The sequence below is a fragment of the Corallococcus macrosporus DSM 14697 genome (genome assembly GCF_002305895.1).
Lineage (GTDB): Bacteria > Myxococcota > Myxococcia > Myxococcales > Myxococcaceae > Myxococcus > Myxococcus macrosporus.
Genome location: NZ_CP022203.1, coordinates 7,308,946 through 7,331,644, shown reverse-complemented (window position 1 = coordinate 7,331,644; position 22,699 = coordinate 7,308,946). Strand labels below are relative to the sequence as shown.

The window sequence follows — 22,699 nt, the reverse complement described above, 5'->3', positions numbered from 1 at the left end:
TCAGTGGCTCCCTTGGTTCGCCGCGGCGGGCGCGGCGGGCTCGAGGGCGGGGTTGGGATTTCGGACGCGGATGAGGTGCGCGGTGCGCGGGCGGGTGCCCAGCTCGTGGAGCAGCTTGTACGCGCGCTCGTCCTCGTGGAGCTGCGTGACGCGCTGCTGCGGATCGTTGAGGGAACCGAAGGTGATGGCCTGCGTCGGGCAGGTCTGCTGGCAGGCCGTCTGCAGTTCCTTCTCGTTGATGAGGCGCTTCTCCACGCGGGCGTCGATGCGCACGCGCTCGATGCGCTGGACGCAGTACGTGCACTTCTCCATCACGCCGCGGTTGCGGACGGTGACGTCCGGGTTCATCAGCATCTTCTCGGTGGCCGTCTTGTCCGCCGTGTAGTGCAGGTAGTTGAACCGGCGCACCTTGTACGGGCAGTTGTTCGAGCAGTACCGGGTGCCGACGCAGCGGTTGTACACCATGTCGTTGAGGCCCTCGTCCGAGTGCACGGTGGCGTTCACCGGGCAGACGTACTCGCAGGGGGCCTTCTCGCAGTGCACGCACATCACCGGCTGCATCACCATCCGGGGGTCGCTCTCGCTGCCCTCGAAGTAGCGGTCGATGCGCAGCCACTGCATCTCGCGGCTGACGGAGACCTGCTGCTTGCCCACGACGGGGATGTTGTTCTCCGCCTGGCAGGCCACCACGCACGCGCTGCAGCCCGTGCAGCGGGACAGGTCGATGGCCATGCCCCACTTGTAGCCCTGGGGGTTGCTGGGGCCCTTGTTGTAGTCAAAGGCCGGCAGGTTGTCCTGGACGCCGAACTTCAGCTCGCCCTTGACGCGGTGGAGCGCGTGCTCCGTCGCGGTGGACGGGTTCTTCAGCTCGGCCAGCGGCATGTCCAGCGCCAGCGGGCGGTTCTCCATCCGCCAGTGCGTCTGGGTCAGGCTGAACTTGTAGCTGCCGCGCACCTTGGTGAGCGTGGCGCCGCCGTCGAACCAGGGGGCCTTCAGGGTGCGCACGGCGTTGGCGTTGAAGCCCACCGCCTTGGCCACCTGCTCGTGCAGGCCGTCACGGCCGTAGCCCAGCGACATCGTCACGGTGTCGTCGGCGTGGCCCGGCGTAATCCACACCGGCACGGTCAGCTTGCGCCCGCCGTAGCTCAGCTCCGCCAGGTCACCGGGCTCCAGGCCCAGGCGCTTGGCGGTCTCCGGGCTCAGCAGCGCGGCGTTGTCCCAGGTCATCTTGGTGATGGGGTCCGGGAGCTCCTGCAGCCAGGAGCTGTTGCCGAAGCGGCCGTCGAAGACCTTGTAGTCGTAGACGAAGTTGACCTCGAGCTCGCCCGTGGCCGGGGCCGCGAAGCCCGACACCAGCGCGGACGCGGCACCGAAGTCCGGCGCGGTCTGCACCGCGGCGGCCTGCGTGCCGGGGATGGCGCCGTCGGAGACCCAGCTCTCCCAGTTGGCCTCGAAGTCACCCTGGCCCTCGGACTGCCCCCGCCAGTAGTCGCGCAGCATCTGGTACGCGGGGCGGTAGGGCTCGTCGAGGAACATCGCCAGCAGCTCGGTCTCCGGCACGCCGTTGTAGAGCGGCTGGATGAGCGGCTGGGCAATGGCCACGGTGCCGTCGAAGGAGCGGCCGTCGCTCCACGTCTCCAGCGGGTGCGCCGCGGGGACGAACCAGTCGGCGTACTGGCTGGTCTCGTCCTCGAAGAGGCCCGTGTAGATGACGGTGAGGTTGCCGCGGTTGGGGTTGGTCGCCGGGTCCAGCAGCTCCTTCAGGCCCGTGTCCGCCGGAACCGAGAACACCGGGTTCCAGCTCGTGATGACCAGCGTGTCCACGCGGCCGGCGGTGAGGTCCTCCACCAGCGCGCGGACCTGGCTCAGGCCCTCCTGCTCCGCGATGGACGACTGGACGTACTTCACCGTGGTGCCGGTGTTGCCCAGCGCGGCGTTGATGGCGTGCGCCAGCGCGTGGACCGCGGCCGGCTGACGCTCACCCGCGACCACCAGCGTGCGGCCCGGGCGCGCGGCGCGCAGGTCCGCGACGACGGCCTGCACCCAGGCGTCGTGGTCCGCGCTCAGGGACGCCTTGTTGGCGGCGGCGCCAGCCAGGGCGGCGGCGGGGCCACCCACGGCCTGCGCCACGGCGGCGGCGACCGCGAGCACCTCCTGCGACTTCATGCGCCGGCGGTGGTCGGCCATGCCGCCGGTGATGGAGAAGCGGGCCTCGGCCACGTAGAGCCGGTTCATCGGGCCGGTGTTCGGGTCGCGGCGGTTGGCGAACTGGCGCGCGTAGGCCAGGTTCTCCGGGCGGCTCTCCAGGAAGTCCGCGTCCAGCGACAGGACGATGTCCGCCTGGGCGAAGTCGTAGACGGCCGTCACGGCCTGGCCGCCGAAGAGCGCGCGGCTCGCCTCGGCCTGCGCGTCGTGCGTCTGCGCGGTGTAGCTGTGGAAGCGCGCGTTCGGCAGCTTCTTCAGGATGCGGTTGCGCAGGTCACCCGCCAGCGGCGAGTTGCCGGGCTCGGACAGGAAGCGCACGCGGCTGCCACCGTCCGCGGCCTTGTTGGCGCGGTTGACCAGCTCCTCGCGCAGGGCGCGCAGCGCGCGGGGGCTCTTGCCCTGGCGGAGGATGCGGGCGCGGTTCGGGTCGTACAGGGACAGGAGGAACGCCTGCTCCCAGGGGCCGGCGGCGCCCTGGTTGACCGGGTGGTCCGGGTTGCCCTCGATCTTCACGGGGCGACCCTCGCGGGCGGTGATGAGCAGGCCGGAGGTGTGACCGGCCAGCGTCATGCCGGACGCGTAGTGGAGCGGGTTGCCCGGGACGAGCTCGGGAGGCGTCTTGGTGTACGGCAGGAGGCGCTCATCCACCGGGCGCGTGCTGCACGCGGTGGCGCCGGCCAGGGCCATGGAGGCGCCCAGCAGCTGCATGAACTCGCGGCGGGCGAAGCCGGTGGGGGCCAGGTCGGCGCCCGCGGGGAACTCCGGCCGGGTCTCCTCCAGGTACTCGGACGCGCCGAGCTTCTCCTCCAGGCTGCGCCAGTACGTCTGGCCATAGCCGGGCTCGGAGGAGGAGGCGTTGGCGGCCGCGTGCTCGAGCGCCTCGCCGACGGCGTCGGCCTTGGCGGCGGGCCGGTCCGTGACGACCGGGAGCGCGAAGGAGGAGGGGGTGTCCTGCGACGGTGCGCCGTCGCGCTTCGTGTTCATCGGTGGCATGTGGAGCAGCTCTCGCGCGAGTGGACGTCGTACGCTTCCGCCAGCTGGCGGCCGAGCTCAGCGGCCTCGGCCTTGTCCTTGGGCGGGGCCCAGGTCATCGAGGTAATGAACTCCGTCGGCCGAAGGTGGGGCTCCGGGTTGCGGTGGCAATCCAGGCACCAGGCCATGGTCAGCGGCGCGGCCTGCTCCACGGCGGCCATCTGGTCGACGCGGCCGTGGCAGGTGGCGCAGCCAACGCCCTTGGCCACGTGGATGGAGTGGTTGAAGTAGACGAAGTCCGGCAGGTTGTGCACGCGGACCCAGGGGATGGGCTGGTCGGAGAAGAAGGCCTTGCGAACCTCGGTGAGGTACGGGCTCTTGTTCCAGACCTGTGCGTGGCAGGACATGCACACCGAGGTGGAGGGGATGCCCGCGGAGGGCGAATCCTCAACGGACCAGTGGCAGTACCGGCAGTCAATCTGCTCGTCACCCGCGTGATGGCGGTGATCGAATTCGATCGGCTGTTCAACGGGCCGCTGCTGGCCAGTGACGTACGGCGAGCGCACGTAGGCCATGAGACCGCCGATGCCGATGGCGGGCACGGCAAGGAGCGCCGCGGCGGACAGCCGCGACACCGTGTTCGTCCAACGTGGGAAGAGAGGGCCGCTCATACCAGGACCATGGGCAAGGGGGCTTCGATAGCAGCAGTGACAGGAACGAAAGGCGAGGCGTGGGCGTTACCGGGCACGGGGAGCGGAGGGGCATTCCCGGCCCCACGGGGGCGGGTGGGCGGTGGCTCCTGGCGCACTGAAGGCGAAGCGGACACGTCCAACGAAACCTCTATTAGTAATGCCGTGGGCGGGGCCCTCCTCCTCTCCCTGCCCTAATGCGGCGCGGGACCATCGGGCATCGACACGGCAGTGTCAACCATTCTGATTTGGCGGCACGGGGATACCACTTCCTCGCGCGAGGGCGGAAAGTCGCGGTCGCGCGGTGATGAATCTCTCTTCTGGCGGGAGGTAGGGACGATTGAGCAAAGCACCCTGGTGGCGCGGATCAGCCCGGGGGTTTCACGGCGCGTCGTTGGTCTCCGGCGGCCGCCAGCGCGCGAGCCGGCGGGCCAGGAGCCGTTCCACCAGCTCCCGGGCGCGCGCGTCCCGGTGGTAGCGGGCGTCATGCCGGGTGCCCTTGCCCTGGTTGCACCGGGCGCAGGCCAGGCCCAGGTTCGTCAGCGCCTCGGTGCCCCCGGCCGTCTTCGGGAGGATGTGCTCGATGGTGGCGCGGCTGATCGGCTCGCCATCCAGGCCGACCCAGAGGTGCGCGTTACAGTGCAGGCACTTGCCGAGCCACGCCTCGCGGCCCCGGTGGTCGGCGCGCTCGAAGGTATTATCTGTTTCGATGATACCCAGAATCTTCCGACGCTTGGCGTAGCTCACCCTACACCTCGATGACCGCGGGGCCGGCGACGGCGAAGAGGCGATCGCCGGCGCGGCGGGAGACATTGATTCCGCCCGTGAATGCGCTGAAGGCCGGGAGTACACCCACGCCGCGTCCCACATGGAAGCAGGGAAGCCGCAGGGTGTCGCTCCTGCCGCCCAGCCGCACCATGGGGTGGAGGTGACCTGCCCACACGTAGCGGCCTGACGCGGGCTCCGGGTGGTGGGCGAAGCGGAAGGGGCCTTCGTCGGCGTGGGACTCGCGCACGTCCAGGCGCCAGCGCTCGGGCAGCGTCTTCACGTGCCGGTCATGGTTGCCCCGCACCAGGACGCACGCCACGGACGCGTGGGACTCCCGCCACAGGGCGAGCCGGTCCACCAGGGCGGGGGTGAGGCCCTGGCGGGAGTGGATGAGGTCCCCCAGCAGGAGCAGGCGGCGGGCGCCGGTGGCGGTGAGCGCCGCGGACAGGCGGGCCAGGTCATCCTCCAGCACGCCTTGGGGCAGGGGGATGCCGTGCTGCTGGAAGCTCTCCGTCTTTCCCCAATGCAGGTCCGCCACGGCCAGGGTGTGGGTGTCGGGCCAGTAGAGGGCGCGCTCGGGGAGCAGCTCCAGCAGGGTGCCGTCTAGGCGGACCTGGCATCTTCGCGAGTCCATCGTTCCTTCATGCGCTCCACCCGCTCCAGCAGGGACTCGCTGGACAGGCTCGCGCTGATGCGCTCGACGACGAGCGGGAAGCCCAGGGGCGTGGGCCGGCGGACGGGGAGGAGCTCCAGCGGCGAGGACTCCAGCCGCGCCAGGGTCCGCGCCAGGCGCCCCTCCTCGAACTGCTGCTCCAGCACCTCCCGGCGGGCCTGGACGAGCAGGAGGTTGTCCGGGTCGTACTTCACGAAGACGTCGTGGAGCAGTGACGCGCTGGCCTGGACCTGCCGCGACGACTTGCGCGCGCCGGGCAGGCCCGGGAGCACCAGCCCGGCGATGCGCGCGATGTCGCGGAACTGGCGCTTCGACAACTCGCCGACGTTGACGCTCTCCAGGACGTCCGCCTCCAGACGTTCGCGGGTGAAGAGCCCGGGGTGCAGCGCCTCCTCGAAGGGGAAGGGCGTGGGGGTGAGCAGCTCCAGGCCGTAGTCATTCACCGACAGGGTGAAGGTGGCCTTGCGCAGGCGGGTGAGGCGCAGGGCCAGCAGCGCCGCCAGCCCCTCGTGCACCAACCGTCCCTCGAAGGGGTAGAGGAAGAGGTGGTGTCCGTCCCGCGTCTGGCAGGTCTCCGCCAGCACCGTGTCCGCCGCGGGGATGCGGGACAGGCGGGCCTGCGCGTCCAGCACGGGCCAGGCCGCGGCCAGCTCGTCCGAGGTGACGTCGCCGTGGCGCGCGGCGTCCAGCGTGCGGCGCACGGCGGCGGCCAGCGAGCTGGACAGGGGCAGGCGGCTGCCGCCCCAGCGCGGCGTCTGCGTGACTTTCGTCTTCGCGGGACGCACGTAGGCCGTCATGTCCTGGATGCGGCTGAACTCCAGCTTCTTCCCCGCGAAGATGAAGGTGTCACCCGGCTTGAGGCGGCTGACGTAGGACTCCTCCACGCTGCCCAGGCGCCCGCCGCTCCAGTAGCGGAGCTGCACCACCGCGTCGGAGGTGATGGTGCCGATGTTGAGCCGGTGCAGGCGCGCCACGCGCGCGTCCGCGACCACGCAGCGGCCCTCGTGCTCCACCACGCGGCGGAACTCCGGGTAGGCGCGCAGCGTGGGGCTGCCCTCACGGACCAGGGACAGCGTCCACGCGAACTCCTCGTCGGTGAGGCTGGCGAAGGCCGCCGCGGTGCGCACCTCGTCGCGCAGCGCATGGGACGTGAAGCCGCCGCCCAGCGCGCACGTCACCAGGTGCTGCGCCAGGACGTCCAGCGGCTTGCGCGGGGGCGTGCGGGCCTCCACCTCGCGGCGCAGGAGCGCGTCCCGGGCGGCCGCCATCTCCACCAGCTCCAGCGCGTGCGTGGGGACGAAGAGGATGTGGCAGGTGGCGCCGGGGCGGTGGGCGCCGCGGCCCGCGCGCTGCATCGTCCGGCCAATCCCCTTGGGGCTGCCCACCTGCACCACGCGCTCCACCGGGCCGAAGTCCACGCCCAGGTCCAACGACGAGGTGCACACCACGACGCGCAGCGAGCCTTCCTTGAGGCCGCCCTCCACGCGCTCGCGCTCCTCGCGGTCGATGGAGCCATGGTGGAGCGCGATGAGGTGCTCCCACTCCGGACGGGCGATGCGCAGCCCCTCGAACCAGCGCTCCGCCTGGGAGCGCGTGTTGGTGAAGATGAGCGTGGAGCGCTCCGCGTCCAGCCACGCGGCCACGCGGGCCAGCATGGAGGCGCCCAGGTGGCCCGCCCAGGGGAACGCGTCCACGGACGCCGGCAGCAGCGTCTCCACGATGACGGGCCGCTCCAGCGCCGCGCTCACAATCGTGGGCGTCCGGCCGGTGCCCACCGCATGGCGGGCCGCCTCGTCCAGGTTGGCCAGCGTGGCGGACAGGGCCCAGGTGCGCAGGCCCGGCGCGAAGTGGCGCAGGCGGGCCAGCGCCAGCTCCAACTGCGAGCCGCGCTTGGAGCCGAGCAGCTCATGCCACTCGTCCACGATGACGGAGCGCAGCGACGCGAACAGCTCCGCGGCCCGCGCATGCGTGAGCAGGACGCAGAGCGACTCCGGCGTGGTGATGAGCACCTGGGGCAGTTGCTCCCGCTGGCGCTGGCGCACCGAGGAGGACGTGTCGCCGGTGCGGCTCTCCACGGTGATGTCCGCGTCCAGCACGTCCAGCGGCTCCCGCAGGGCCTTCTCCACGTCCCGGGAGACCGCGCGCAGCGGCGTCACATAGAGGAGCTGGAGGCCGGGCTGCCCATGCGCCGCCACCTCCGCGAGCGGGCCCAGGTAGGCCGCATAGGTCTTTCCCGCGCCGGTGGGGACGTGGATGAGCCCGCTCTCGCCGCGCGCATGGGCGGCCCAGGCCTCCTCCTGGAACGGGTAGGGCGTCCACCCCTTCGAATGGAACCAGCGCCGCAGCCGCTCCAGGGGCGCTTCACCAGGACCGGCTTGTGCTTTGCCGCTCGCGGCGCGCGGACGCCGGGGCTTGCGCGTGGGCTTCGGAGCCGGCGGCTCCGGGGGGCCGAGCAGGGCCTTGCGGCCCGCCGCGATCTGCGCCCGCAGCGAGCGTGGCCTACCCGCTGGCATGGAGCAGCTCCTTGAGCGAGTCGAGCGTGTCCGCGTCCCGCGGCTTCTTGTCCGTCCGCCAGCGCGCGATGCGGGGGAAGCGCAGCGCGACGCCCGACTTGTGGCGCGGCGAGGGCTGGATGCCCTCGAAGTGCAGCTCGAAGACCTGCTCGGGCTCCACCGAGCGCACGGGGCCGTACTTCTCTCGAGTGTGCGCGCGAATCCACCGGTCCAGCCGGCCAATCTCCGCGTCCGTCAGGCCGGAGTAGGCCTTCGTCACCGGTTGCAGCTCCGTGCCGTTCCACACCGCGAAGGTGTAGTCGGTGTACAGCGACGAGCGTCGGCCGTGGCCCGGGTGTGCGTACAGCAGCACCGCGTCCACGGTGAACGGGTCGATCTTCCACTTCCACCAGTCGCCCCGCTTGCGCCCGGTGAGGTACGGCGACGCCAGGCGCTTGAGCATGAAGCCCTCGACGTTGCGCTCGCGCGCCTCGCCTCGCGCCGTGGCCAGGTCCTCCCACGTGGCCGCCTGGACGACGGGGGAGATGGGCAGCCGCGGCATGCCTTGCAGCAGCGCCTCCAGCTTCGCGCGCCGCTCGCGCAGCGGCTGACTCCGGAGGTCCTCGCCGCCCAGCTCCAGCACGTCGTACGCCATGAAGGCCGCGGGCGCCTCGGCCAGCACCTTGGGCGTCAGCTTCTGCCGGCCGATTCGCCGCTGGAGCTGCGCGAAGGGCAGGGGCCTTCCGTCCGCATGGGCCAGCACCTCGCCGTCCAGCACCGTGCCTTCGGGGAGCGAGGCCGCGGCGTTGGCGATTTCGGGGAAGCGCTCGGTGATGAGCTCCTCGCCCCGGCTCCACAGGTGCACGCTGCCCTTGCGGCGGATGAGCTGGCCGCGGATGCCGTCCCACTTCCACTCCACCTGCCACTCCGCCCGCTCGCCCAGGTCCTCGGCGGGCTGCTCCAGCGGTGAGGCGAGATAGAAGGGGTAGGGCCGGGAGCTGTCGCCGTCCGACACGTCCTGCGACACGAGCTGCCGGAAGAAGGTGGCCGAGGGCGTCCACGTCCCCATCAGCCGGTGCGCCACGCTGGGCGCGGGCAGCCCCGCCACCTGCGCCACCGCGCGGACCACCAGCGTGGAGGACACGCCCACGCGCAGCTCGCCGGTGAGCATCTTGTTGAGCAGGAACAGCTCGCGCCGGGGCATGGCGTGCCACCAGGACACCACCTGCTCGCGCTGCCCGGCGGCGTCCAACCGCCGCAGGGGCAGCAGGCGCTGCTCCAGCCAGACGGACAGGGGCAGCTCCTCGGTGCGCGCCGGGCGCTCCCGTGCGTCCAGCAGCAGGGCAATCACCTCCGCCAGGTCGCCCGTGGAGGCGTACACCTCCTCGAAGAGCCAGCCGGGGATGCCCGTCAGCTCCTGGGTCCAGCCCACCAGCAGCTTCGTGGGAATCAGCCGCTTCAGCTTCTGGCCCGTGAGGAAGTAGAGCGCCCACGCCGCGTCCTCCGGCGGCGCCTCCTGGAAGTAGCGCGCGAGCGCCTCCACCTTGGCGTTGGTGGACATGGTCTGGTCCAGCGTCTCGTAGAGGTCGGCCAGTCGCCGCACGCGTCAGTCCTCCGCCTCGCCTTCGAATGGGGTGGCCAGGGGCGCGGCGTCCACGCCCTGTTCGCGCAGGTAGCGGGCCAGCGGCTCCGTGTAGCCGTGCGTCACCAGCACGCGCTCCGCCTGGGTGTCCTTCACCGTGCGCAAGAGGTCCGGCCAGTCCGCGTGGTCCGACAGCACGAAGCCCCGGTCGAAGCCCCGGCGGCGCCGGTTGCCTCGCACGCGCATCCAGCCGGACGCGAAGCCCGTCTCGTACTCACCGAAGCGGCGCATCCACGTGGAGCCGCTGGCGCTCGGCGGCGCCAGCACCAGCGCTCCCGCGAACGAGGTGCCCTTCTCCACCTCCGACACGAGCTGCGTGGGCAGCATGCGGACGCCCGCGTCGCGGTACACGTCCACCAGCGCGTGCAGGGCCCCGTGGACGAACACGGCGCGGTCCGTCAGCTTCGCCAGCTCCGCGAGCAGCCGCTGCGCCTTGCCCAGCGCGTAGCAGAACAGCACCGCCGCGCGGCCTAGGGCGCGGTTGGCGTCCCACCAGCGCAGGATGTCCTCGGCCACCTGCTCCGTCGCGTCCCAGCGGAAGATGGGCAGGCCGAAGGTCGCCTCGGTGATGAAGGTGTCGCAGGGGACGACCTCGAAGGGCGCGCACGTGGGGTCCGGCGCGCGCTTGTAGTCGCCCGAGACGACCCACGTCTCCCCGCCGTGCTCCACGCGGAGCTGCGCGCTGCCCAGCACGTGGCCGGCCGGATGGAAGCTGACGGTGACCCCGTTGATGTCCAACCGCTCGCCGTAGTCGAGCGTGTCGATGGTGGCGTCCGCGCCCAATCTCCGGTGCAGCAGTCCCTTGCCTGCCCGGGCGCCCAGATAGCGGCGGCTGCCACCGCGCGCGTGGTCGCCATGCGCGTGGGTGATGAGCGCCCGGTCCACCGGACGCCAGGGGTCGATGTGGAAGTCGCCCGGAACGCAGTAGAGCCCCTGAGGCGTCACCGTCATCAAGGGAGAGGAAGGAGCGGCACTCAAAGTCCCATTCAGATAGCGAGGGGCTTGGAGCCGGACCACCCGGGGTGGGACGTCGTCTCCCGGGCGGGTGCTCTCCGGGCTGCTCCCCTGGCACGCGCGGGCCCGGGGGCTTGCGGAAGGGGCGCGGAGGAATATCGGACCGCGTGGACGACTCCTCGAGGACGAGGGATAACCCCCGCAATGGCGCCTGACCTGCTGCTGTCCGCGAAGCCTCAACGCCGCCAGCGAAGCCCCGCATCGGAGCCGGGCCGGGCCACCCCATTCCCCCTGCCGTGACGCGCGGCGGGACGTGAGTCAAAAGACAATGGATGCACAGGAGCGGAAGTCAGCCTATCGGCGTCGCGCGGAGCAGGGCGAGGCGGTGCCGGTGTCGGTGGAGCTGCCGGCGGACCTCGATACGCCGCTGTCGGCCTACCTGAAGCTCGGCGGTGGTTCGCGCGGCTTCATCCTCGAGTCGTGCTACGGCGGCGAGCGGTTCGGCCGCTACAGCCACATCGGCGCGGAGCCCGCGGGGCGCGTGCGCCTGGACCGCGACGGCGCCACCCTGTGGCGTGGCGCGCGCGAGGAGCGACGGCAGGGCAAGCCCCTGGACGTGCTGCGCCAGCTCTGGCGCGAGCTGGCCGTGGCCCGGCTCCCTGGCGAGGCGCCCTTCCTGGGCGGGCTCGTGGGGTACATGGGCTACAACTGCTTCTCGTGGCTGGAGCCCACGGTGCCGGACCGGCACCCCAGCGACCTCTCCTTCCCGGACTCCGAATGGCTGGTGTGCGAGGACTTCGTCACGCACGACACCCGCACCGGCACGCTCAAGGCCACCGCCATCGCCCGGCCGTCGCTGCACGGCAGCGTGGACGCCGCGCTGAAGGACGCGGAGGCGCGCGCGCAGGCCATGGCGGACAAGCTGCTGAAGCCGCTGTCCCCGGAGGCCTACGCGCCCGCGCCGCGCATGCGCGGGGACGCGGCGCCCACCGCGTGCTGGGACCGCGCGGGCTATGAGGCCGCGGTGGCCCGGGCGCAGGAGTACATCCGCGCCGGAGACATCTTCCAGGTGGTGCTCGCGCGCCGCTTCGAGTCCCGGGGGGCGCCGCCGCCCTTGTCGCTCTACCGCGCGCTGCGGCGGGTGAACCCCTCGCCGTACCTCTTCCTGGTGGAGCTGGGCGAGGCCCGCGCGCTGGTGGGCGCCTCGCCGGAGCTGCTGGTGCAGGTGCGCGACGGGGACGTGGTGGTGCGGCCCATCGCGGGGACGCGGCGGCGCGGCGCCTCCGAGGCCGAGGACCTGGCCCTGGAGAAGGAGCTGCTCGCGGACGAGAAGGAGCGCGCCGAGCACATCATGCTGGTGGACCTGGGCCGCAACGACGTGGGCCGCGTGGCGGCGCCGGGCTCGGTGCGCGTCGAGGACATGATGCTCATCGAGCGCTACAGCCACGTGATGCACATCGTGTCGCAGGTGCGCGGCAAGCTCGACGCGAAGTACGACGCGCTGGACGCGCTGGCCAGCACCTTCCCCGCGGGCACCGTGTCCGGGGCGCCCAAGATTCGCGCGATGCAGATCATCGACGAGCTGGAGGTCCAGCGGCGCGGGCCCTACTCGGGCGCGGTGGGCTACCTGTCCTTCTGCGGCACGCTGGACGTGGCCATCGCCCTGCGCACCTTCTTCGTGGACGGAGACCGGACGATGTGGACCGCGGGCGCGGGCCTGGTCGCGGACTCGGTGCCGTCCAAGGAGGCGGATGAGACGGAGGCCAAGGCGGGCGCCATGGCCGCCGCGCTGCGGCTGGCCCGCGAGGGAGGTGGGCGGTGATTCTGGTCATCGACAACTACGACTCCTTCACCTTCAACCTGGTCCAGTTGCTCTTCACGCTGGGCGCCGAGGTGAAGGTGGTGCGCAATGACGCGCTGGACGCGGAGGGCGTGGCGGCCTCCGGCGCGTCCCACCTGGTGATTTCGCCGGGGCCCTGCACGCCGCACGAAGCGGGCGTCAGCGTGGCGGCCATCGCTCAAGCCCGCGTGCCGGTGCTGGGCGTGTGCCTGGGGCACCAGTCCATTGGCGCGGCCTTCGGCGGCAAGGTGGTGCGCGCGCCGGAGCCGGTGCACGGCAAGGCGGCGCACATCCAGCACGGCGGCACGGGGCTCTTCACCGGGTTGCGCGTGGGCTTCGCGGCGGCGCGCTACCACTCGCTCATCGTGGAGGCGCCGTCGCTGCCCGCCCACCTGGAGGCCACCGCGTGGAGCCAGGACGGCCTCATCATGGCGCTGCGCCACCGCGAGCGGCCCGTGGTGGGCGTGCAGTTCCATCCGGAGAGCGTGCTCACGCCCGAAGGCCCCGCGCTGGTGCGCAACTTCCTGGAGGGGCGGCTGTAGCTCAGGCGCGCAGGTGCGTGGTGTCGTTCCACGACACGATGGCCGGACGGCGCCGGTCGCCGTCATGGCCGAGCACGCTGATGGACGCGGTGCTCAGCAGGAACAGCCGGCCCTCCCACGGGGGCAGGCCCAGCCACCGCGCCGCGAGCACGCGGAGCAGGTGCCCGTGGGCGAAGATGAGCACGTCGCCGTCCGTGCGGAGGGCGTCGGAGATGACGCTGTCCACCCGGGCGGCCACCTGCGCCGCCGTCTCTCCGTTGGGGACGCCGTTCTTCCAGAGGGTCCAGTCGGGCCGCTCCGCGCGAATCTCCGCGCCGGTGCGTCCCTCGTAGTCGCCGTAGTCCCACTCCATGAGGTCCGCGCGCGGCTGGGCGCGGTCGCCGTAGCCGGCCAGGGCGCAGGTGTCCGCCGCGCGGCTCAGCGGGCTGGTGTAGACGGCGTCGAAGCGCCAGGCCTTCAGCGGCGCGCCGAGCAGGCGGCCCATCTCCCTTCCGGACTCCAGGAGCGGGATGTCCGTCCGCCCCGTGTGCCGGCCACCGCGGCTCCACTCCGTCTCTCCGTGCCGGACGAGTACCACCTGCTTCCCGGGTGTCTTCATGGCGCGCATTCTGCCAGCGGCGGCCCGAGGCGCGTGAAGAGTCCTCCAGGGCGCACCGTGGGGCGGTGGGTCGTCGCCTCCTGAATCAACGTCCCGCTGGAGCGGCGGGCGTCAGTGGGTGATGTGGGCCGCCGGCAGGAGCGTCCTGGCGCCCGCGCCGTCGAAGAGGCTGTCCTGCAGGTGCAGGTGGATGACGACGCGTGAGCGCTGCTCCAGGGCGGCGCGCGTGGACGTGAACTGGATGGTGCCGGCCTGGGCGTTGATGAGGCCCGCCAGCGAGCCTTCCTTGAATGCGCCCACGTCGTCGAAGCGCACGGTGATGTCCACGTGCTTCACGTACCGGGGCAGGAAGAAGCGCCCCAGCAGGTGGGCGTGCCCGGTGTCCGAAAGGTCCATGGCGCGCGCGTTCGGCGAGGGCTCGAAGCGGACGGGCTGGCCGAAGGACGTGACGTCGACCTGCCCCATGCCCAGCAGGACCTTCTCGTACGGGGCCGCGTCCTGGCCCCGGATGCGGATTTCAAAGGCGTCCAGCACGGGGTCCCCCAGCGCGCGCCTCAAGTCATCCTCGCTGGTATCGCAGGCGCTCGTGCCCAGCGCCACGAGCAGGCCGGGGAGCCACCTCCACCTGGATTGGGATGGACTCTTCATGACCGCGTCCTCCTTCAGAACCGGGGTTCCTCGGCGCGCTCCATCGCCCGCAGCGGGTCCACCGCGAAGATGCGCTTTCGCAGTGGGATGGCGGTGCGTTTGCCGGAATGGTTGTGCCGCTCCAGCCGCTGGCGCAGCGCTTCCATCCGGCCGGATTCGACCGAGGCCGGATTCACCAGCGCGGACAGGTCCGGCGCGCGCGTGTTGAAGACGCGCTCGTTGCAGACCGCCGTCAGCGCCTCGCGCGCCGTCCGGACCTTCAGAGACGCTTCGGCGGTGCGGCGCGCGTGGTTCGAGGCGATGGCGGGGTTGGCCCAGAGGATGCCCAGGGCGCCAGGGAGGGTGGAGACTTCGCCGAGCGCGCCGAGGGTGATGGGGCCATATGCCAGGCACTCCAGGAGGGCGCTCTCGCTGGCCCCGAAGAAGCCGCGGTCGCGCGTCATCGGCTGCGGGAGGGGTGTGCCCCAGAGGTAGACGCCACACATCGCGCCGTTCGCGAGCTGGGGGACCTGCTTCGAGAGGAGGGTGGTCAGCGCTCCCGTCGTCACGTCCACGGCATGGAAGCCGGTGGTCCTGCGGGTGTCCGGGCCGTGGGTTCCATAAAGGAAGAGCTCGCCGTCACGGGTGAAGACGGCGGCGCTCATGACGGCGTTCTCCGGGGGCCTGCCGTCTATCCGCGCGGGCGCGGGGTGGTCCGTGGCGATGCCGGTGAGCGGGTCGATGGCGGTCAGCCGCTGGGTGGCGTTGTTGAAGGCGTAGAGTTGACCGTCCCGGGGATGCAGCGCGAAGTCCGCTATCTGGAAGCCGTCTGGGGCGGTCACCACGCGCTCGGAGAGCGTCTCTCCGGTGCTGGGGTCGACGCGGATGAGGCGGCGGGTGCGGTGCTCGAAGGCGACGTAGGCGCCGTCTTTCAGGACAGCGCCCGCGGTCCAGATGGCCGCGCGTGGGGCCGCGGTGTCCAGGGGGGCAATGACTTTCGCGGAGCCCGCGGCCTCAACGCGGATGAAGCGGGGGGCCCCGACGCCGTCCGAGGCGATGGCGTACAGGAAGTTGTCGTAGTGGTTGTACGCCAGCGCGTTGTAGGGAAGCGCCGACTCCCCCTGCCGCGTCAGCATTCCGGTGGCGGGGTCGAAGATGTAGAGCCGCGAGGGCGCAGCGGGCCGCCCATCCGGCGTGCGCGCGGCGGTGGAGAGATAGACGGTGTCGTCGCAGGGCAGGCTGGGTTGAGGGAGGCAGAGCACGTTGGTCGCCGCCTGACTGGCCCCCATGTCCCAGCCGAGGCTGAAGGTGCTGGTGAAGGAGACCTCGTGGTTCGGGGTCAGCGGGTTCGCGTCATGGAGCCCCAGCGTGAGGCACGCGTCGTGGCTCTCCAGCTCGACTTCGCATTGATACGTGACGTGCCCGCCCTCCGGAACCACCAGCGGTGGTGAGGGCGCGAGCGCGCAGGATTTCATCACGGGCGCGGTGACGGTCAGCAACTCGGAGGGGAGCGCCGGGTCGAGGTTGCTGGCGGTGAGCGTGAAGCGCAGCGTCGCCGGGTAGGCGTCGACCGTGTACTGCTTGAGCCCGTTCACGCGCGTCTCGGCGCGGAAGTCATTGGCTCCGGCGTGCGAGGCCCAGACGGCGCCGATGAACAGGAGCCCGCGCCACTGCCTCTCCATCATGGGTGTCTCCACGTCCGTGGTTGCTGGGGGACGGGGGACGGGCTGCAGTCGATGTGCCAGATGTTCTCTTGCGTATTGTTATTCTCGGGGATTGAGATGCGTGCCCGCCTGGGTCTCCTGGGTGTTGACTGTCATTGACCGGGGCTGGGACTTGGAGGCCTTCGTATGTCTGGCATTGCCTGTTGAGCGGTGCATGAGGGCAGGTGGAGCTGGCGCCGAAGGCGGAGCCCCCTCACGGGCTCGTGTAAGAATTGCAGGAGGCGGGCTGGCGTTCTTTCAGGGAGGACGTGGCGGCTCGTCCGAACCCGAAACCAGGCCCGGCCGCGCGCTGGTGCGTTTGGCCGGGCCTGTTCTCAGCCATCGATGATTACGGCGTCACCATGATGAGCCGGTTCGCGAGGGCGTTGTTGTCCTCGCGCAGCTCTGGCGTGCCGTTCCATACGTCGACAATGGCCCCCAGGTAGAAGAACCCGGTGGGCGCGGAGCCTGGGGGCGTGTAGGCCGCCACGGAGACGTTGCGCGTGGCGCACTGGCCCGCGGCCAGCCCGGAGAGCTGCACCCCGCCGATGGACACCTGCTCCTCGGCGACGGGGCCCGGACCGTACGCTCCCGGCGCGTCGAGCGTGCTGTCGCTCGACATGAACAGCTCCACGTCCACGCCGCCGGAGGACGTGGTGCCCTGGTTGCACACCCGCACGGTGGCGGTGAAGGCGCTGCCCGTCCTGACCGAGCTCGGACCGGAGATGGACGTGACGACCAGGTCGGGGTCGCTGCCCACGCCGATGAGGCCGCTGACGAAGGTGTTGTTGTCCTCGCGCAGCTCGGGCTCGGAGTCATACTGGTCGATGGCTGCGCCCAGGTAGAGGGGCTGGCCCGGCTCCGCCGCGTAGGGACGGGCGGCCCAGGCCATGACGGGGCTGGTGACGCACTGCCCCGGCGCGAGCGGCTGCGCGTTCCAACCGCCCACGAAGCGCTGCGAGTCCGAAGATTGCGGATCCGGGCCCTGTCCCTCCTGGACGACGAGGTGGGGCCGCGTGGAGAGGTACAGCGCCAGCTCCGTGTAGGAGGAGGACACTGTGCCCTGGTTGCAGACGGTGAGGGTGGCGGTGAAGTCTTCGTGCTCCTCCACGCTCGGCGGCGCGGTGATGGCGGTGACGACGAGGTCCGCGCCATGGCCCACACCGATGAGGCCGCTCACGAAGGTGTTGTTGTCCTCGCGCAGCTCGGCTTCATGCCAGCTCCTCGACGGGATGATGAGCGCGCCCAGGTAGAGGGCCTGGTCGGGCTGAGACGCGACGGGCCGCTGCCCCTGGGCGGGGACGCTCAAGGTGATGCAGTCATTGGCGTCCAACGGGGGGACGTTCTGGTATCCCACGCGGACCTGGCTGTCCGGCAGCGGCCCGCCTGGGTGGTCCAATGGGTACGGGGTCAACGTGGCCTCCGTGGAGAGGTGGACCTCCAGCGGCGCATCCATGGAGGAGGAGGTGCCCTGGTTGCAGACAGTGACGGTGGCGGTGAAGCTGTCGTTCTCGTACACGCTCGCCGGCGCGGTGACGTCGGTGACGACCAGGTCTGAGCCATGGCCCACGCCGATGAGGCCGCTGACGAAGGTGTTGTTGTCCTCGCGCAGCTCCGGCTCGTACTGGGGGCCGTCGACAAGGGCTCCCACGTAGAGCGTCGTGCCGGGCTGCGCTCCGGGGGGACGCTGCGCGGTGGCCGTCACGTCGCCGGTGAAGCACCTGCCGGCGGGGAGGGGCGGTACGCTCATCCCTCCGACGCCAACCTGGGTTGGCGGGAAGGGTGGGCCTGGAGGATTGGCGCTCGGCATGGCCAGCACGGGCTCCGAGGCGAAGTGCAGCTCGGCGTGCGTGCTGCCCGACATGTTCGTGCCCTGGTTGCAGACAGTCACGGTGGCGGTGAAGGTGTCATTGTCCAGCACGCTGGGGGGCGCCTGCACCTCGGTGACGACCAGGTCGGGGCCGTTGCCCACGCCGATGCGGCCACTGACGAAGGTGTTGTTGTCCTCCCGCAGCTCCTCGACGTTCTTCCACCCATCGACGGAGGCGCCCACGTAGAGCGGCTGGCCCGGCGTCGCCACGTAGGGACGGCCTCCCCACGCCATGAAAGCGTGAGTCTCGCATTGCCCCTCGGCCAGGTGTGACACGCTCACTCCGCCAATGGGCCGCTGCGTGTCGGGGAATATCGGGCCGGGGCCATTCACCTGCGGCATGGCGACGTGGGCCTGCGTGGAGAGGTACAGCTCCACCTCCGTGTAGAAGGAGGGCGCGGTGCCTTGATTGCAGAGCGTGATGGTGGCGGTGAACTCGTCGTTCTCCATCACGCTCGGCGGCGCGGTGATGGCGGTGATGACCAGGTCGGGGCCGTCGCCCACGCCGATGAGGCCGCTGACGAAGATGTTGTTGTCCTCGCGCAGCTCCGTCTCGCCTTGATACGTGTCGATGATGGCGCCCACGTAGACGGCCGCGTTCGGCGGCACGTCGGGGGGCGGGTGCGCGTGCGCCTGCGCTTGCAGGTTGAGGCAGTGGCCTGGAGACAGCGGCGGCACACTCACGCCGCCGATGGGGGACTGGCTCCAGGGGAAGGGCGAGCCCGGGGTGTTCCAGTCCGGCATGCGCAGGTGGTTTTCAGTGGAGAGGTACAGCTCCGCCTGGGTGACGCTGGACGGCTGGGTGCCCTGGTTGCACACGCGCACGGTGGCGATGAAGTCGTCATACTTCCGTACGTTCGCGGGGGGGGTGACGGCGGTGATGACCAGGTCGGGCCCGTGGCCCACGCCCATGGCGCCGCCGACGAAGGCGTTGTTGTCGTCGCGCAGCTCGTCGACCGAGTCCGCCGCGTCGATGACGCCGCCCAGGAAGAAGCGCGTGTGCTCCGGCATCCCCGGGACATGGACGGACGCGGTGTTGTGCAGCGTGACGCACGTGTTGGCCCCCAACGGAGGGACGGGGAGCCCTCCAATGGGCACCTGCGTCGATGGGTCCGGGTACGGGTACGGGCTCCCGGGGATGGGGGGACTCAAGGTGTCATGGGTGGAGAGGAAGAGCACCACGTCGGTGGGGCTCGCGGGCTGGGTGCCCTGGTTGCAGACCCGGGCGGTGACGGTGAAGGGGCCGTTCTCCACGCTGGCGGGGCCCCGCAGCGCGGTGACGACGAGGTCCGGGAGCTCACCCACGCCGACGAGGCCGTGGACGAAGGCGTTGTTGTCCTCGCGCAGCTCCTGCACATCCAAATGGGTGTCGATGAAGGCGCCCAGGTAGAAGGACGTCCGCTGGGGTGGCGCGTCCTCCGGGCGCATCGCCGAGGCCATGACGTCCTGGGTGAGGCACTGCTCCGGCGCCAGCGGGGGGACGCTCAGCCAGCCCAGCGGGCTCTGGACGCCCAGGAGGGGGCCATTCACGGCCGGGGCGTCCAGCGTCGGCGCCATGGAGAGGTACAGTCCGAGCTCGGCGTGGCTCGCTGTCGCCGTTCCCTGATTGCAGACCGTCACGGTGGTCATGAAGGACTCCCAGGCGCGCACGCTGGCGGGCGCGCTCAGGGCGGTGACCACGAGGTCTGGCCCGAGGCCCAGGCCGATGTCGCCGCCGACGAAGACGTTGTTGTCCTCGCGCAGCTCCGGCATCTGCTGTTGGGCATCGACGATGGCGGCCAGCGTCACGGGGCCGGGCTGCGGAATGCTCGGGACAGGGTCGGCGGTGGCCTGAACGGCGCGCGCGGCGCAGTCGCCCGGGCTCAACGGCGGCACGTCCGTCATCCCGACCCGCAGCTGGTCCGGGGGCAAGCCACCCGGGCCAGGCAGGGAGATGTCGCCGTCCGCGGAGAAGTGCAGCTCCACCTGGGAGGTCGGCGCGGGCTGCGTCCCCTGGTTGCAGACCCTCACGGTGGCGGTGAAGTCCGAGCCCAGCTCGGCGTTGGGAGGCGCCTGCACCGAGGTGATGACGAGGTCGGGCCCGTCACCCAGGCCAATGGGGCCGCCGACGCGCGCGTTGTTGCCTTCGTTCAGCTCGCTCTCGTTCTGGCCGCTGTCGACGATGGCGCCCAGGTAGAGCGGCTGCTCGGGCGCGCTGCCGGGAGGCGGCGTGGCGGCGGAGGGGACATGACGGGTGACGCACTGCCCGATGGCCAGCGGCGGCACGTCCGTGCTGCCCACCCAGGCCTGGTCCAGGGGCGGCGGCGCGCCGGGCGCGGGCACGGACAGGCTGTCAGCCGTGGAGAGATAGACGTCCACGTCGCCGTTGGGGGACGACTGCGTGCCCTGGTTGCACACCGTGACCTTGGTGGTGAACGAGGTCCCGTGGAGCACGCTCGCGGGGCCGCTGACGTCCGTGACGACCAGGTCCGGCAGGAAGCCCACGCCCAGCGCCCGGACGCCGGTGTTGTTGGCCTCCCGCAGCTCGGTCAGCGCGTGCTGCGCGTCGACGATGGCGCCCAGGTAGAAGGTGCCGTCCTGCTGCGCGGCGGGCGGCAGCTCGGCCTGCGCGGAGAAGGCGCGCGCCGTGCAGTGCCCGGGGGCGGGCCAGCCCACTTCCAGGGTGCCCAGCAGCGTCTGGTCCAGGGGCGGCGGCGCGCCGGGCGTGGGCCAGGACAGCGCGTCATCCATGGACAGGTACAAGTCCAGCAGGATGGGCCCCCCGGAGGGCTGCGCGGGCGTCGTCCCCTCATTGCAGACGCGCACGGTGGCCGTGAAGGGCTCCCCGGGGCGCAGGCTGGCGGGGCCGCTGATTTCGCGAACCACCAGGTCCGGGCCCACGTCCAGGCTCTTGGCCTGGCCCTTCACCTGGGTGGGGTCCGCACCGCCCCCGCAGCCCACCATCAACCCCGCTGTCAGCAGGGCCGTACCGCTCCAACACGGCCTTCGCCGTAATCGCATATCGCCTCCGGACGGATGCCTCCGAGCTGGGGGCCCGCGCCATGCGGGCTGTCTCGGAGGTCCAGAGGCCTTTTAGGGAAGTGGAATAATTCCGGAAAATCGATTTGGGCGGATTTTCGCGCCCGTCACCTCAACGTCGCAGCCCGCGCTTGATGTCGGCACACAGCGCCTTCGCCGCCGCGGGGCCTTCTGTGTGCGCGGCGCGCACCAACGCGCTGCCCACGACGACGCCGTCCGCATGGGCAGACAGCGTTCGCGCCTGCTCCTCGGTGGAAATGCCAAAGCCCGCGACGATGGGCACGGACGCGGCCTTGCGCACCAGGTCCAGCCGCTGTGACAGGTCGGGCGGCAGCTCCGCGCGCATGCCCGTCACGCCCGACACGGAGACGCAATAGACGAAGCCACGTCCGTCCTTCGCGATGGCCTGCGCCCGCGCCGGGGGCGTGGTGGGCGCGCACAGCGGAATCAAGTCCATCCCCTCCGCGTCGAAGGTGGCGCGCAGGGCCGCGCTCTCCTCGGGCGGCAAGTCAGGGAGGATGGTTCCTGACACGCCCCGCTCCCGCGCGAGCTTCGCGTAGCGCGCCTCGCCCATGGCCATGATGACGTTGACGTACGTCATGATGACCAGCGGCGTCTGGGGGCAGCGCTGGCGCACCGCCGGCACCACCTCGTCCAGCACGCGCTTGAGCGTGGAGCCGGCCTTGAGCGCCCGCTCCGCCGCGCCCTGGATGACGGGGCCGTCCGCGATGGGGTCGCTGAACGCCACGCCCAGCTCCAGGATGTCCGCGCCGCCCTCCACCAGCGCGGCGAACACGTCCACCGAGCGAGGCAGGTCCGGGTCGCCCGCCATGGCGTAGGCCACCAGCACGCCCTCACCGCGCGCCTTCGCCCGCGCGAAGGCCTGTGCAATCTCGCCGCTCACGCCTTCACCCCCACCGGCGGAGGCACGCCCCGCGCGGAGATCGTGGCCACGTCCTTGTCGCCGCGGCCCGAGCAGTTGATGACCAGGTGCCTGCCCGCGCCCAGCTCGCGCGCCAGCTCCCGGCCGCGCGCGAAGGCGTGGGACGTCTCCAGCGCGGGGAGGATGCCCTCCAGGCGCGCCACCTCGTAGAAGGCCGCCAGCGCCTCGTCGTCGGTGGCGGTGCGGACCTCCATGCGCCCCGTCTTCGCCAGGTGCGCCAGCTCTGGCCCCACGCCCGGGTAGTCCAGGCCCGCGGAGATGCTGTGCGCCTCCTGAATCTGGCCGTCCTCGTCCTGGAGCACCAGCGAGCGCGAGCCGTGCAGCACGCCCTCCGTCCCCAGCGTCAGCGACGCGCCGTGCTGCTTCGAAGCCAGGCCGTGGCCTCCGGCCTCCACGCCCACCAGCCGCACGCTGGCGTCACCGATGAACGGGTGCAGCACGCCAATGGCATTCGACCCGCCGCCCACGCACGCGATGATGGCGTCCGGCAGTCCACCCCAGGCCGCCTGGGCCTGCGTGCGCAGCTCGCGGCCGATGACGGCCTGGAAGTCGCGCACCACCGTGGGGTACGGGTGCGGCCCTGCCGCGCTGCCGATGACGTAGTGCGTGTCCGACACCTGCGACACCCAGGTGCGCATGGCCTCGTTCATCGCGTCCTTCAGCGTGCGCGAGCCGGACTCCACCGGCCGCACCACCGCGCCCAGCGCGCGCATGCGGAAGACGTTGAGCGCCTGCCGCTCCACGTCCAGCGCGCCCATGTACACCTCGCAGGGCAGGCCGAAGAGGGCGCACGCGGTGGCGGTGGCCACGCCGTGCTGGCCCGCGCCCGTCTCCGCGATGATGCGCTTCTTGCCCATCCGCTTCGCGAGCAGCACCTGCCCCACGGTGTTGTTGATTTTGTGCGCGCCGGTGTGCGCCAGGTCCTCGCGCTTGAGCCACACGTCCGCTCCGCCCCAGGCCTCCGTGAGGCGACGGGCGGGCGTCAGCGTCGTGGGCCGGCCCACGAACTCGCGCAGCACCCGGGCGACCTCCTCACCGAAGGCCGGGTCCGCGCTGGCGGCGGCATACGCCTCCTCCAGCTCCAGCAGCGCCGGGACCAGCGTCTCCGGCACGTAGCGTCCGCCGTAGCGCCCGAAGCGGCCGGCGGCAGTCTCCGTACTCAT

General features: G+C 71.4%; 15 protein-coding genes. 2 read left to right on the top strand and 13 right to left on the bottom strand.

Annotation, left to right across the window (positions count from 1 at the left end):
* The 7 genes from MYMAC_RS29540 to MYMAC_RS29510 all read right to left on the bottom strand — a co-directional run bounded on the left by MYMAC_RS29540 (nucleotide 1) and on the right by MYMAC_RS29510 (nucleotide 10,458).
* Nucleotides 1–3,189: a TAT-variant-translocated molybdopterin oxidoreductase gene (locus MYMAC_RS29540; protein ID WP_095960496.1), complete on the bottom strand. Its 3,189-nt coding sequence runs from the start codon at nucleotides 3,187–3,189 to the stop codon at nucleotides 1–3.
* On the bottom strand, nucleotides 3,186–3,848 hold the full coding sequence (locus MYMAC_RS29535; RefSeq protein WP_043710365.1) for a cytochrome c3 family protein: 663 nt from the start codon (nucleotides 3,846–3,848) through the stop codon (nucleotides 3,186–3,188). Before MYMAC_RS29535 ends, MYMAC_RS29540 begins: the two co-directional genes overlap by 4 nt.
* Nucleotides 3,849–4,247: 399 nt before the next feature.
* Nucleotides 4,248–4,613, bottom strand: coding sequence for an HNH endonuclease (locus tag MYMAC_RS29530; protein WP_013938231.1), 366 nt, complete (start codon nucleotides 4,611–4,613; stop codon nucleotides 4,248–4,250).
* Nucleotide 4,614: 1 nt separating this feature from the next.
* The gene (gene pdeM / locus MYMAC_RS29525) at nucleotides 4,615–5,268 is read right to left on the bottom strand and encodes a ligase-associated DNA damage response endonuclease PdeM (RefSeq protein WP_013938232.1); all 654 of its coding nucleotides are present in this window, start codon (nucleotides 5,266–5,268) and stop codon (nucleotides 4,615–4,617) included.
* Complete coding sequence (locus MYMAC_RS29520) at nucleotides 5,238–7,820, bottom strand: ligase-associated DNA damage response DEXH box helicase (RefSeq protein WP_095960495.1); 2,583 nt, start codon at nucleotides 7,818–7,820, stop codon at nucleotides 5,238–5,240. Before MYMAC_RS29520 ends, pdeM begins: the two co-directional genes overlap by 31 nt.
* A complete protein-coding gene (locus MYMAC_RS29515) occupies nucleotides 7,807–9,402 on the bottom strand; it encodes an ATP-dependent DNA ligase (RefSeq protein WP_095960494.1) in 1,596 nt (531 codons plus the stop codon). The genes MYMAC_RS29520 and MYMAC_RS29515 overlap by 14 nt, the downstream gene beginning before the upstream one ends.
* 3 nt (nucleotides 9,403–9,405) lie before the next feature.
* The gene (locus MYMAC_RS29510; RefSeq protein ID WP_095960493.1) at nucleotides 9,406–10,458 is read right to left on the bottom strand and encodes a ligase-associated DNA damage response exonuclease; all 1,053 of its coding nucleotides are present in this window, start codon (nucleotides 10,456–10,458) and stop codon (nucleotides 9,406–9,408) included.
* A 265-nt stretch (nucleotides 10,459–10,723) separates the two neighbouring features.
* On the opposite strand from MYMAC_RS29510, the gene MYMAC_RS29505 reads away from it, so the two are divergent.
* Together MYMAC_RS29505 and MYMAC_RS29500 are read left to right on the top strand one after the other, a co-directional pair.
* Complete coding sequence (locus MYMAC_RS29505; RefSeq protein WP_095960492.1) at nucleotides 10,724–12,217, top strand: anthranilate synthase component I family protein; 1,494 nt, start codon at nucleotides 10,724–10,726, stop codon at nucleotides 12,215–12,217.
* Nucleotides 12,214–12,777: an anthranilate synthase component II gene (locus MYMAC_RS29500; RefSeq protein WP_095960491.1), complete on the top strand. Its 564-nt coding sequence runs from the start codon at nucleotides 12,214–12,216 to the stop codon at nucleotides 12,775–12,777. The genes MYMAC_RS29505 and MYMAC_RS29500 overlap by 4 nt, the downstream gene beginning before the upstream one ends.
* 1 nt (nucleotide 12,778) lies before the next feature.
* On the opposite strand, the gene MYMAC_RS29495 is transcribed toward MYMAC_RS29500, so the two are convergent.
* The 6 genes from MYMAC_RS29495 to trpB form a co-directional block, all read right to left on the bottom strand.
* The gene (locus MYMAC_RS29495) at nucleotides 12,779–13,384 is read right to left on the bottom strand and encodes a histidine phosphatase family protein (RefSeq protein WP_095960490.1); all 606 of its coding nucleotides are present in this window, start codon (nucleotides 13,382–13,384) and stop codon (nucleotides 12,779–12,781) included.
* A 102-nt stretch (nucleotides 13,385–13,486) separates the two neighbouring features.
* Complete coding sequence (locus MYMAC_RS29490) at nucleotides 13,487–14,023, bottom strand: hypothetical protein (RefSeq protein ID WP_043710367.1); 537 nt, start codon at nucleotides 14,021–14,023, stop codon at nucleotides 13,487–13,489.
* Between the two features lie 14 nt (nucleotides 14,024–14,037).
* Nucleotides 14,038–15,687: a DUF6923 family protein gene (locus MYMAC_RS29485; RefSeq protein ID WP_013938240.1), complete on the bottom strand. Its 1,650-nt coding sequence runs from the start codon at nucleotides 15,685–15,687 to the stop codon at nucleotides 14,038–14,040.
* A 367-nt stretch (nucleotides 15,688–16,054) separates the two neighbouring features.
* Nucleotides 16,055–20,575, bottom strand: a complete 4,521-nt coding sequence (locus MYMAC_RS29480; protein WP_204817013.1) for a CARDB domain-containing protein — start codon at nucleotides 20,573–20,575, stop codon at nucleotides 16,055–16,057.
* 130 nt (nucleotides 20,576–20,705) lie between these two features.
* Nucleotides 20,706–21,497: a tryptophan synthase subunit alpha gene (gene trpA / locus MYMAC_RS29475; RefSeq protein ID WP_095960489.1), complete on the bottom strand. Its 792-nt coding sequence runs from the start codon at nucleotides 21,495–21,497 to the stop codon at nucleotides 20,706–20,708.
* Entirely contained in the window at nucleotides 21,494–22,699 is a 1,206-nt protein-coding gene (gene trpB, locus MYMAC_RS29470) for a tryptophan synthase subunit beta (protein ID WP_095960488.1), read from the bottom strand. The genes trpA and trpB overlap by 4 nt, the downstream gene beginning before the upstream one ends.